The sequence below is a fragment of the Mesorhizobium sp. NFR06 genome, assembly GCF_900115245.1.
Lineage (GTDB): Bacteria > Pseudomonadota > Alphaproteobacteria > Rhizobiales > Rhizobiaceae > Mesorhizobium.
This window is the reverse complement of the sequence record NZ_FOVT01000010.1, coordinates 36312-48412: the sequence shown is the minus strand read 5'-3', so window position 1 is coordinate 48412 and position 12101 is coordinate 36312. Positions and strand designations below refer to the sequence as shown.

At 66.4% G+C, this 12101-nt stretch carries 10 protein-coding genes; 5 read left to right on the top strand and 5 right to left on the bottom strand.

Annotated features, from left to right (window positions below; genetic code table 11):
• The first annotated feature begins 268 nt into the window (after positions 1-268).
• A complete protein-coding gene (locus tag F3H96_RS18285) occupies positions 269-940 on the top strand; it encodes an LON peptidase substrate-binding domain-containing protein (protein ID WP_149803130.1) in 672 nt (223 codons plus the stop codon).
• 231 nt (positions 941-1171) lie between these two features.
• The gene (locus F3H96_RS18280; RefSeq protein ID WP_149803129.1) at positions 1172-1417 is read left to right on the top strand and encodes a Trm112 family protein; all 246 of its coding nucleotides are present in this window, start codon (positions 1172-1174) and stop codon (positions 1415-1417) included.
• 215 nt (positions 1418-1632) lie between these two features.
• Here the strand turns inward: F3H96_RS18280 and F3H96_RS18270 are convergent, their stop codons facing one another.
• Genes F3H96_RS18270 through F3H96_RS31145 form a run of 3 tightly spaced genes read right to left on the bottom strand, consistent with a single transcriptional unit; the run spans position 1633 to position 7467 of the window.
• Positions 1633-4959 carry an error-prone DNA polymerase gene (locus F3H96_RS18270; RefSeq protein WP_149803128.1) on the bottom strand — a complete coding sequence of 1109 codons (3327 nt, stop codon included), beginning with the start codon at positions 4957-4959 and terminating at the stop codon, positions 1633-1635.
• Positions 4956-6446, bottom strand: a complete 1491-nt coding sequence (locus F3H96_RS18265; protein WP_149803127.1) for a DUF6504 family protein — start codon at positions 6444-6446, stop codon at positions 4956-4958. Before F3H96_RS18265 ends, F3H96_RS18270 begins: the two co-directional genes overlap by 4 nt.
• On the bottom strand, positions 6388-7467 hold the full coding sequence (locus tag F3H96_RS31145; protein WP_149803126.1) for a hypothetical protein: 1080 nt from the start codon (positions 7465-7467) through the stop codon (positions 6388-6390). Before F3H96_RS31145 ends, F3H96_RS18265 begins: the two co-directional genes overlap by 59 nt.
• A 183-nt stretch (positions 7468-7650) precedes the next feature.
• On the opposite strand from F3H96_RS31145, the gene F3H96_RS18255 reads away from it, so the two are divergent.
• Positions 7651-8088: a metallopeptidase family protein gene (locus F3H96_RS18255; RefSeq protein WP_149803125.1), complete on the top strand. Its 438-nt coding sequence runs from the start codon at positions 7651-7653 to the stop codon at positions 8086-8088.
• 85 nt (positions 8089-8173) lie between these two features.
• On the opposite strand, the gene F3H96_RS18250 is transcribed toward F3H96_RS18255, so the two are convergent.
• Both F3H96_RS18250 and F3H96_RS18245 read right to left on the bottom strand, forming a co-directional pair.
• Positions 8174-8380, bottom strand: a complete 207-nt coding sequence (locus tag F3H96_RS18250; protein WP_149803124.1) for a DUF1737 domain-containing protein — start codon at positions 8378-8380, stop codon at positions 8174-8176.
• Positions 8381-8456: 76 nt separating this feature from the next.
• Complete coding sequence (locus tag F3H96_RS18245; protein ID WP_188131447.1) at positions 8457-9335, bottom strand: CoA ester lyase; 879 nt, start codon at positions 9333-9335, stop codon at positions 8457-8459.
• A gap of 481 nt (positions 9336-9816) precedes the next feature.
• Between F3H96_RS18245 and F3H96_RS18240 the strand changes: the two genes are divergently transcribed.
• Both F3H96_RS18240 and F3H96_RS18235 read left to right on the top strand, forming a co-directional pair.
• Positions 9817-10515, top strand: a complete 699-nt coding sequence (locus F3H96_RS18240; protein ID WP_149803122.1) for a response regulator transcription factor — start codon at positions 9817-9819, stop codon at positions 10513-10515.
• Positions 10503-12074 (top strand): ATP-binding protein, encoded by a 1572-nt coding sequence (locus F3H96_RS18235; RefSeq protein ID WP_149803121.1) that lies wholly within the window; start codon positions 10503-10505, stop codon positions 12072-12074. The genes F3H96_RS18240 and F3H96_RS18235 overlap by 13 nt, the downstream gene beginning before the upstream one ends.
• The last annotated feature ends 27 nt before the right edge of the window (positions 12075-12101 follow it).

The following is a 12101-nucleotide window of genomic DNA, read 5'->3' as shown; positions in this document are numbered from 1 at the left end:
ATCAAAGAGATAGAGCATGATGTCGTGCGAAAACCGCTGCACCCTTTTCGGCATCGTGCTCTAGGTTTTGTTTCCGGACGGAAAACCGCTACGCTTGTTCCTGGAATTGAAGTTTTTTGCCGGCTGCCGTGGCCGGCAGGCTTGAGCAACGGCGCGCCGGCGCCACATATGGTCAGGGCTGGCGGCCCATTGCCATGAAGGCGGGTTGCCGGCGCGAGAGGAGATTGCAGGTTGATGGGCTTGCCGGCGTTGCTTGCGGAGGGTTGCGATGCGCGTCGGTAACGCACTCTACCGGCGCGCCAAGGATCTGCCGCCGGCGATCCCGGTGTTCCCCCTTGCCGGAGCGCTGCTGCTTCCCGGCGGCCGCATGCCGCTCAACATTTTCGAGCCGCGCTACCTGCAGATGATCGACCAGGCGATGGCCGGCTCGCGGCTGATCGGCATGATCCAGCCCAGCCTCGACGGCGCATTGCGGGCTGATGGCGAGCCGGAGCTGTGCAGCGTCGGTTGCGCCGGGCGCATCATCTCGCTCGCCGAGACCGGCGACGGCCGCTACCTGATCTCGCTGCAGGGCGTGTGCCGGTTTCGCATCACGCAGGAGCTTGCGGCGAAAACACCGTTCCGGCAGTGCCGAATCGCGCCGTTTCTCGCCGACCTTGAGGAAGATTCGGCCGGCGCCGAGGTCGACCGGCCGGCGCTGCTCAAGGCCTTTCGCGCCTATCTGCAGGCCAACGACCTCGAGGCGGACTGGGAAAGCGTCAGCCGCGCCGAAAACGGCATGCTGGTCAACGCGCTGTCGATGATGGCGCCTTACGGACCGGCAGAGAAGCAGGCGCTGCTGGAAGCGCCGGACCTCAAGACGCGCGCGGAGACGCTGATCGCCATCACCGAAATGACGCTGGCGCGCGAGGACGAGGAATTTGGGTCAAGTCTGCAATAGGTGTTGATATTCAGATGAGGCCGGCCTGCAAATGGCGGCTTCCTGCGCTTCCGGCCTGCGCCGGCCGAAGCACTCGTGAGTGGCGCGGTAGCTAAACTAAGGCTACGGTCGGCGTAGGCCGGTGCTCATGTACTTTTAAGTACGCTCCGCTCCGGTTCTCGGAAGCCACCATTTTCGGCTCGGCCTGACCTAACACACTTTGAGCCGGGGAATTGGACAATGGAAAGTGCGATGTCAGCGGACGGACGTGACTCTCGAAAAGCCACGGTCGACCCGAAGCTTCTGGAATTGCTGGCCTGCCCGCTGACCAAGGGACCGCTGACCTGGGATCCCGAGCGCAACGAGCTGGTTTCGCGCGTGGCGAAGCTCGCCTATCCGGTTCGCGACGGCATCCCGATCATGCTGCCTTCCGAGGCGCGCACGATCTCGGCCGAGGATATGCTGACCCCACCGCCGCGGCTCAGCGGGCCGTCCTGAGCGAGCTGCGACTTTCAGGGCGAAGCAGCCGCGAAGCGGCGTTGCGGAGACCCTGGGATCCATGCCGTGACGTTGGCCACGAAGTGCAACAGGGCAGAATTCTGCACCGTGGCGGCGCTCGCCGGTAACGGCGTGGATCCTCGGGTCTGCGCTGCGTCGCTCCGCTCCTTGGTCCGCCCGTGGATGACGAAGCGCTCCCGCCTTTCGCTCCATTCCTACTGGAAATTGCGCCCCTTGGGCATGACCTGTTGCGCGGCGCCCGACAGGGTTCCGATGTCCTGGCGGACCGGCAGGCCGCGTGTGTCGGTCGCGGGTCGTACGGGACGTTCGGCGGGTCGATGTTCGATGGTGGGCGGCTCGCGCAGCAGCACGCCCAGCCAGGACGTCAGATCCTCGATCCTGTCGGCGACGATGTGGATGACATCCGATTCATGCTGCAATTTGCCGGTGACGCGGATGAAGCGCGCGCCCATGACGACGGAGCGGAAGCGGTCGAAGACCCGTGGCCAGATGATGACGTTGGCAATCGATTTTTCGTCCTCCAGCGTGAGGAAGATCGCATTGCCCTTGCCCGGCCGCTGCCGCACCAGCACGAGGCCGGCGACGGAGACGCGACGGCCATCGCGCACCGACGGCAGGCGGGCATTGGGCGTGACGCCGGCGCGGTCGAGCCGTTCGCGCAGGAAGGCGACGGGGTGCCCCTTCAGCGACAGGCCGAGCGAACGGTAGTCGTGGACGACATGCTCGCCGAGCGGCATTGTCGGCAGCTTCGTTTCCGGCTCCAGCTCGCGCAGGCCACCCAGTGACGGCCGATCGAACAGCGGCAGTTTCTCGGCGGCGCTTCTGCCGTCGAGCGCGCGCACCTCCCAAAGGGCGGCGCGGCGGTCGAGGCCGATCGAGCGGAAGGCGTCGGCCTGCGCCAGCTTTTCGATCTCGCCGACATCGAGGCCCGAACGCAGCCAGACATCCCTGACCGATCGATAGCCATCGCCGCGCCGGGCGACGACGGCATCCATGCGCTCTTCGGAGAGACCCTTGACCTGGCGGAAGCCAAGCCGCACGGCATGCGCCGTCTCGATGACGCCGCGCATCGAGGCGTGGCGCTCGAGGATGCGGGAGGGATCGAAGGCCGACGCCTCCAGCGTGCAATCCCAGACGGAATGGTTGATGTCGACCTCACGCACCTCGACGCCGTGGTCGCGCGCGTCGCGCACGAGCTGGGCCGGCTGGTAGAAACCCATCGGCTGCGCGTTAAGGATCGCGGCGCAGAAGACGTCGGGAAAGAAGGTCTTGAACCAGCAGGAGGCGTAGACCAGCAGCGCGAAAGAGGCGGCATGGCTTTCGGGAAAGCCATATTCGCCAAAGCCCTCGATCTGCTTGAAGCAGCGCTCGGCGAAGTCCTTCTCATAGCCATTGCCGACCATGCCGTCGATCATCCGCTGGCGGTAGTTGCCGATCGTGCCGGTGCGCTTGAAGGTCGCCATCGCGCGACGAAGCTCGTCCGCCTCGCCCGGCCTGAAGCCGCCGGCGACGATGGCGATCTTCATCGCCTGCTCCTGGAACAGCGGCACGCCCAGCGTCTTGCCGAGGATCTTCCGCAACTCCGGGCTGGGGTAATGGACCGCCTCCTTGCCCTGCCGTCTACGCAGATAGGGATGCACCATGTCGCCCTGGATCGGGCCGGGGCGCACGATCGCCACTTCGATGACAAGATCGTAGAAATTTTGCGGCCTGAGGCGCGGCAGCATCGACATCTGCGCGCGCGACTCGATCTGGAAGACGCCGAGCGTGTCGGCGCGGTCGATCATGGCATAGACGCGCCTGTCCTCTTCCGGAAGGGTGGCGAGCACATAGGGTTGTCCAAACGCATCCCGCGCCCGCGGATAGTGATGCGTGAGCAAGGTGAAAGCGCGCTTCAGGCAGGTCAGCATGCCGAGCGCCAGCACGTCCACCTTGAGGATCTTCACCGCGTCGAGATCGTCCTTGTCCCATTCGACCATCTTGCGCTCCTCCATCGCCGTCTTGACGATGGGCACGACCTCGTCGAGCCGGTCGCGGGTGATGACGAAGCCGCCGACATGCTGGGAGAGGTGTCGCGGGAAGCCCATGATCTCGTTGGCGCGTTCCAGCACCTGGCGCGACAGCGGATCGGTGCGGTCGAGGCCGCCGGCATTGGCTTCCCTTTCGCCGAGCTCCGAGGTCGACCAGCCCCAGATGGTGCTCGACAGGGCGCTGCGGACGTCCTCGGAAAGGCCCATGGCTTTCGCCACCTCGCGCAGGGCCGAGCGGCCGCGATAGCTGATGACGGCGGCGGCGAGCGCGGTGCGCTTGGCGCTGTATTTCTCGTAGATATAGGCGATCACCTCGTCGCGCCGTTCATGCTCGAAGTCGACATCGATGTCGGGCGGCTCGTTGCGCTCCTCGGAGATGAAGCGCTCGAACAAAGTGTCGATGCGCTCGGGGCCGACCTCGGTGATGCCGATGCAGAAGCAGATGATCGAATTGGCGGCCGAGCCGCGGCCCTGGCAAAGGATATCCTTGCTGCGCGCGAATTTGACGATGTCATGAACGGTCAGGAAATAGCGCGCGTAATTCAGGCGCTCGATCAGGGCGAGCTCGCTGTCGATGCGTTTGAGCACCTCCTCGGGGACACCTGCCGGATAGCGCATGGCCGCGCCTTCGCGCGCCAGGCGTTCGAGCTCGGCCTGCGGGCCGAGGCCGGATTCGGTCGGCTCGTCCGGATAATTGTATTCCAGATCGCTCAGCGCGAAGGTGAGTTCATCCGCAAAGCGCAGCGTCTCGGCCAGCGCTTGCGGGTGGCGGCGGAAAAGCCGCGCCATCTCCAGCGGCGGCTTCAAATGGCGCTCGGCATTGGCCGTCAGCTCGAGCCCGACCTCGGAGACGGGCGTATTGAGGCGGATCGCCGTGAGCACGTCCTGCAGCGGGCGGCGGTCGGCGGCATGATAGAGCACGTCGTTGGTCGCCATCAGCGGGACATGCGCGTGTTCGGCCATCGCCGCGGCCTGCTCGATGCGGAAGCGGTCATTGCCCCCATAGTCCGGCGCCACGGCGAGCCGGAGCGCCGGGCCGAAACGATCCTTAAGCCGGCTAATGATCGTCAAACTGTCTGCGCCAGACAGATCGGGCAGAACCGCCAGCGACATCCGATCGCCCCATTCGAGAAGGTCGCTCAATTCAAGCAGCGTCGCGCCCTTATCGGTCTCGTCGCGCAGATTGGCCTGGGTCAGCATGCGGCAGAGATGCCCCCAGCCCGGGCGGTCGCGGGGATAGGCGAGGATGTCCGGCGTGCCGTCGCCGAAAACCAGGCGGCAGCCGGGGTGATAGGCCAGTTTCTCGACCCTGGCCTGCTGCCAGGCGCGCACGACGCCGGCGACGGTGTTGCGGTCGGCGAGACCGATCGAGGCAAAGCCGTAGAACTTCGCCGTCACCACAAGCTCCTCCGGCTTGGAGGCGCCGCGCAGGAAGGAAAAGTTCGACTGGATGCCGAACTCGGCATAGGGGATGGCGGTCAGCGCGTTCATGCGAACACTCCGTGCATGAACCAGCGCGGCGGCGCGGCTTGCGAAGCGCTGCTGTAGAGACCCTGGCGGTAGAGCCAGTAGCGGCGCCCCTCGCTGTCCTCGATGCGGTAATAGTCGCGGGTCGGCGCCTTCTCCTCACCCGGCAATTGACGCCACCATTCGGCGGCGATGCGCTCCGGCCCCTCGGCGCGGGCAACGCGGTAAAGCGCGCGCCGCCAGCGGAAATTCATCGGCGGGCCTTCCGGGATCTCGGTCGCCGGCACTTCGATCGGCTCGGGCGAGCGGAACAGCCGCACCGGCCGCTCCAGCGGGTAGATGGTCATCGGCGGCGCCGTTCGGGGCGGCGCCACCCGGCCGGCCGCCGGCGCGCGCCTTTGCGGCGCTTCCGCGAAAGGCACGTTTGCGACGGCGCGTTCCGGCAGATGGCTCTCGACGACGACCGGCTTCAGCACGGCGGCTTCGCCGAGGCGGGCGCGGACGCGGTCGGCAAAGAGCGCGACGTCGGCGTCATCGTCGGCCACCTCGCCGGTGAGGTCGCCCTGAGCCATGTCGAAGGCGGCGACCGACAGCACGGACAGCCGCACGAGATCGAAGCCGAAGCCGGCGTCGATATTTTGCTCCAGCGCGGTGAGCCGTTCGTGGAACAGTCTTTGGATCAGCCGCGGCTCGCGCATCGGGCGCGAGGTGCCGACGGCGATGCGGCTGACGGCGCCGTCGACGCGGAAGAGAAGCAGCGCCAGCGTCCTTGCGCCCTCGCCGCGACGTTCGAGGTCGCTCTTCAGGGCGACGGCGAGCCGGCTTATGAGCCGCTCGATGTCGTCGGTGAGCATGATCGGCTCGGCAAGGTGGCGCTCGATCGAGAGCGGCGCGACGGGAAGGCGCGGCGACACCGCCTCGTCGAGGCGGCCGAGCGCCTGGTCGAGGCGCAGAAGCAAGGTGGCGCCGAAGCGGCGGGCGAGCGGCGCGCGCGGTGCGGCCATCACCGCGCCGGCGGTGCGCAGGCCGACGCTCTCCAGGCTGGCGCGGGTCTCCGGCGCGATGCGCAGCGCCGACAACGGCAGCGGCGCCAGAAGCGCCTCCTCCTCGCCGCCCGCCACGATGCGGTCGCCATGGAAGCGCGCCGCCGCCCAGGCGGCGCCCGGCGTCGAGGCGAGACCGGCGCGGACATCGAAACCCTGCTGGAAGAAGCGGGTGAGGATCTCGTCCTGCATGGCGCGCTCGCCGCCGAAGAGATGCGTGCAGCCGGTGACGTCGAGGAACAGCCCGTCCTCGCCGTCGATCGCCACCAGCGGCGTGTAGCGGTCGCACCAGTCGGCGAGGCCTTCGAGCAGGCGGCGGTCGGCTTCCGCGTCGGCCTCCACCACATCGATCGAGGGATGCATGGCACGCGCATCGGCAATGCCCATGCCGCGTTTCAATTTGAGCGCCTCAGCCCGCTCGTCGAGGGCCGCGATGCGCTGGGTGTTGTTGTCGCGATGGCTGATCACGAGCGGTGGGTGGGATGGCGGTGGGTGATATGGCGGCAGGTGATGCGCCGGCCGGGAACGCCAGGACCGCCCCAGACGCTGGCGCAGGATCCGCTCTGCGGCCAGATGCGGGAACCACAGCGACAGAATTCTCTGTTCTTTGTGCAAAAGCGTGCTCATCGGGGTTCCACTCCAGTATGAATTGTCCGGGCAGGGCCGTGCGGCTCTTGCCGATATCGACTTTGAAGGCGGGGCGGCCGATCGAGCCGGCGAGCGGACCGGCGATCGTTGCGCGACTTGCCGAGGGCGCCGCCGAAACGATGAGGCGCACCGGAGCGGCGGTGGGGTCGGCCTCGCCGGCCTGGCGCAGCAAAAGCACCGGACGGTCGGCATTCCGCGCGCGGGCATGGAGCCGGCGCGTGGCGGTGAGGTCGAGCCGTTGCGGGCTGCCGCGGATCTCGAGGATGACCGCGGCGAAGGCCGTCATGCGGGCGGCCTCCTCGGCGATCCATAGCGCGTCGACCAGTTTCGGCGCCTCGGAAAGCAGCAATTGCCCAGGCGCGATGCCGAACAGGGTGTCGAGTCCCCTGGCATAGGGCAGGCCGGCCTCATGAAAAATTTCCGCCGTGCCGACCCAGAGGATCGGCAGGCCCTGCTTCTGCTTGAGGATCAGGCTGGCGAGCGACAGCGCAAAACCGGCGACCGCGCCGGCATCGCGGGTTGCCAGGCCATGGATTTCGCTGAGCGCCGCCTTGGGCAGGCCGCCGCCAAGGGCGGTGTCGAGGCGTTCGATGCCGGTCTGCAGGAAGGCATCCGCCGAGGCCACGGCAAGACCGTGCCGGACGATGGTGAGGTCGGAGCCGGCGGCATCGGTGGATATTTGTTTTTCCGCAATTCCCGACGGAAAACCGCTTCGCACTTTTCCTGGAATTGCTTTAAGCGCGCCGGGCGCTTGCAGGCGCTCGGGCAGCGTTCCCTCGATCTTCGCGATCTGGCGGCGCAGGGCAAAAACAGTGTCCCGCGCCACGGCGCTCATCGCCATGACGTCCACTTCCGGCAGCAATTGTTCCTGTTATGTTCTTATAGATTCCAGAGGCGACCGGAAGAGTCAAGCAGAGTCACAAGGAATTTATTCCTTCGCCCTTTACCCTGAAGGCGGACGGCCAGCCGGCTCATTTGCCTCGATCCGCGCAAAAGCCTATATGCCGAGTTCAAAGGACAATTCATGGCCCGCATCTACAAGACACGCACCTGGCACGACCAGCTCTCGCCGTCGATGGACGAAATGGAGCTTCTGGCGCTGGAGACCTATGCCCACCTGCCGGAAGAATTCCGCAAGCTCACCGGCGAGATCATCATCCAGATCGCCGATTTCCCGACCGACGAAATCATGGACGACCTGTCGCTGGAGACGCCGTTCGACCTGCTCGGCCTGTTCGAGGGCCGCGGCATCGCCGAGCGCTGGAACCCCCAGACCGGCGAGGGCCCGAACCGCGTCACGCTCTACCGCCGCGCCATCCTCGATTACTGGGCGGAGAACGACGAGACGCTGGGCGACATCGTCACCCATGTGCTGATCCATGAGATCGGCCACCATTTCGGCCTGTCGGACGACGACATGGAGCGGATCGAGGAAGCCGCCGATCAGGTGTCACCAGGTTGAGGTGCACCTCATCATCCTAGGGTCTGCGCGCCGCTTCGCGTCGCTCCGCCCTGGGATGACGAGTGAGAGGGCCGCCGCGCTATCCCTACCAGTCGCTGAGCTTGGTGTCGGGTCCGTATTCCTGGCCCTCGACGTCCTTCACCACGGCCTGGCCGCAGCGCATCGATTTCGTCTCCTGGTCATAGCCATAGGTCGGCGAGCCGAACAGGTGCCAGCCCTTGTTCAGCGCCGCCGTCACCTTGTGGCAGAAGGTGGCGTCGTCCGGGCCGGTCAGGAAGCGGTAGAGTTTCATGGGCTTGTCCTGTCGTGGTGTGACCGGACGAAAAGCCGCTCACAGTCCTGGAAATCGTTTCTGTCTCGCCCCCGCATCATGCGCGAACAGCGGCGGCCTTCGCCAGAAGTTTCTCGGCCGCGGCGAGATGCAGCCGCTCGACCATCCTGCCGTCGAGCGCAATGACAGCCTTGCCGGCATTTTCGGGCCGCGCAAACGCATCCCTGATCGCCTGCGCCTCGGCCACCGCCCCGGCCGACGGGGCGAAGGCGCGGTTGGCCGGCTCGATCTGGGCGGGGTGGATCAGCGACTTGCCGTCAAAACCCATGGCAGCGCCCTCCGCGCATTCCCGGGTGAAACCGTCGAGGTCGCGAAAATTATTGGCGACGCCGTCGATGACGTCGAGGCCGCCGGCGCGGGCGGCGAGCACCAGCTGCATCAGCCAGGGCGTCAGATAGCGCCGGTCTGGCGTCGCCAGAATGCCGGTGCTCTTCACCAGGTCATTGGTTCCGGCCACGAAACAATTAAGACGTGACGCAGGATCGCGGCCGAGCTCGGCGATGGCGCCGATGTTGAGCAGCGCCCTGGGCGTCTCGACCATCGCCCATAGTTTCACACTGTCCGGCGCGGCATTGTCATCGAGCAGATCGCCGGCCTCGAGGATGTCGCGCGGCGTGCCGATCTTGGGCAGAAGGATGCCGCCGGGCTCGGCCCTGGCCACGGCCAACAGGTCGTCGTCGCCCCACTCGCTGGCGAGCGGATTGATGCGCACCACCATCTCGCAGCGCCGTTCAGGGTTGGCGAGAATGCCGGCAACCTTGTCGCGTGCCGCTTTTTTGTCAGCAGGCAGGACGGCGTCCTCGAGATCGATGATGACGGCATCGCAGGCAAGCGAGGCGATCTTGGCAAGCGCCTTTTCGTTGGAGGCCGGCACATAGAGCACCGAGCGGCGCGGGCGGTAGGTTTCGGTGGTCATGGCCGATCTATGCCGAGTGAGATTGGGTGAGGCAAGTGCGCAGGCAATCTCCCCCTCAAGGGGGGAGAGGATGTTGGCGCCAGCCTGCCCTGCACAAAATCTGCACATCGTTGCGGAAAAGCTCCTTCAATCCGCCGCGAGGTCTCCGCGCCGTCCGGTGAAACAGGTGGCATGAAAACAGATCACAAGTCCCGCCGGACCCTGCCGCGCCGGCTCCGCTATGAAGGCTGGTGGCTCGTCGAGCCGCAAGAACCGCGCTCCACGGCGCGCGTCGTACCCTTGCTTCCGAGATCGCCGCATGCCGTCCACCCGGTCCTGTCGAGGGGCGCGAGGCAATGAAACGCTATCGCCCGGCTTAGGCTCCTGCCGCCGCATCGGCGATCCGGCCTTTCGCGATCGGCGGTTTTTGCGCTATCTCGACAGAAACGGCTCGCTTGTTAATCCTGCCGTCAGCCAACCCAACGCGCCGGGCCATTGATCTATGCCGCACAACATCCTCGTCGCCGACGACGACCCGCATATCCGCGAGATCATCTGTTTCGCGCTGGAAAAAGCCGGCATGAAGACAAATGCCGTCGCCGACGGCGCCGCGGCGCTGCAGGCGGTCGAAAGCCGCGCGCCGGATCTCATCGTGCTCGACATCGGCATGCCGGAGATGGACGGGCTGGAAGTCTGCCGGCGGCTGCGGCAAAAATCCGACGTGCCGGTGCTGTTCCTGTCCGCGCGCGACGAGGAGATCGACCGCGTGCTGGGGCTGGAGATGGGCGGCGACGACTATGTGACCAAGCCGTTCAGTCCGCGCGAACTGGTCGCCCGCGTCAACGTCATCCTGCGGCGCGCGCGGCCGGCGGCGGTGGAGCAGGAAGCGGACGACCGGGAGTTCGCGCATGGCAAGCTCATGCTTGTCCCGGCAAGCCATGAAGCGCGTTTCGACGGCAAGCCGCTCACCCTGACGGCGATCGAGTTCGCGATCCTGAAAGGCTTTTTGGCCCGTCCGCAGCATGTGCTTGGCCGTGACGCGGTGATGGCCAATGCCTATGCCTCGAACATCCATGTCTCGGAACGCACGGTCGATAGCCACATCCGCAACGTGCGGGCCAAGCTGGCGGCGGTCGGTTGTCTCGATGCGATCGCCACGGTGCATGGCGTCGGCTTCCGGCTCGGCCGATGCGGTGGTTGAGCAAGGAAAGGTGGCGGCCGCGGCTCGCCACCGTCGTCATCGCCATCCTGATCGTGGTCATGGCGCTGCCTCTGGTCGGCCTGTTCTTCTTCCGGCTCTATGAGAACCAACTGATCCGCCAGACAGAGGGCGAGCTGATCGCGCAAGGCGCGGTCGTCGCGGCCGCCTATGCCCAGGAGGTGCGCGCCGCCGGCATTGCCCAGGACAAGCTTGGTTCGCCGATCTCGGCCGATCCCGCGCGGGACAGCAATTACCCCTATGAGCCAATCGAGCCGCGCCTCGATCTCGCCTCGGATGACGTGATGCCGATGCGGCCGGCCGCCGTTCCGGCCACCTCCGATCCGGCCTTCGCTGCCATTGGCGCAAAGCTCGACGGCATCCTCGACGAGACGCAGAAGACGACGCTCGCCGGCTTCCGCCTGCTCGACCCGCGTGGCGTGGTGATTGCCGGCGGCGACGAGATCGGCCGGTCGCTCGGCGGGGTAGAGGAAGTCCGGACCGCGCTTTCAGGCACCTATGCCAGCGAGCTTCGGCTGCGGATACCCGACCAGCCGACGCCGCCGCTCTATTCGGTGAGCCGCGGCACCAAGGTGCGGGTGTTCGTCGCCATGCCGGTCGAAGTCGACGGCCGCGTCGCGGGCGTCGTCTATCTGTCGAGAACGCCGAACAACATCGTCAAGCATCTCTATGGCGAACGCGGCAAGGTGACGTTGGCGGCGATCGCCATCGTTGGCGGCACGCTGTTGATCGCGCTGGTGTTCATCCGCACCGTCAGTCGGCCGATCTATGCGCTGATCGAGCGGACGAAACGCATCGCCGCCGGCGACCGCGAGGCGATCAGGCCGCTCGCCCATCACGGCACGCGCGAGATGGCGGAACTGTCCTCGGCCTTCCTCGACATGGCTACCAAGCTGCAGGCACGCTCCGACAGCATCCAGACCTTCGCCACCCATGTCTCGCATGAGCTGAAATCGCCGCTGACGGCGATCCAGGGCGCGGCGGAATTGCTCAGGGACTCCGGCGACGCCATGGATGGAGCCGAGCGCCGCCGCTTCTCCAACAACATCGTCACCGATGCCGGCCGGCTCAATCTCCTGGTGCGCCGGCTGCTCGACCTGGCGCGCGCCGAAAACCTGGCGCCCAGCGGCGAAAGCACGACGCTCGTCGCGGCGCTGGCATTGCTGCCGGTCGACGCCAGGCTGGAGGCGCGCATCGAGGCCGGCGGCGAGATCAGGCTCGGCATCTCGGGCGAGAATCTCGGCATCGTGCTTGCCAATCTCATCGACAACTCGGCAAGGCACGGCGCCAGGCTGGTCTCGCTCGACGCGGCAAGCGCCGGCGACAGGGCGGCGATCCGTGTCGGCGACGATGGCGACGGCATCTCGGCCGCCAACCGCGCCAAGATCTTCGAGCCGTTCTTCACCACGCGGCGCGAGACCGGCGGCACCGGCATGGGGCTCGGCATCGTGCTGGCCCTCCTGAAAGCGCATGATGGTACGATCAGGCTGGTTGACTCCGAACGCGGCACGCGCTTCGAGATCGATTTGCCGGTTGCGTGAAGACGCGGGCGGATTGATCGGAGAAAA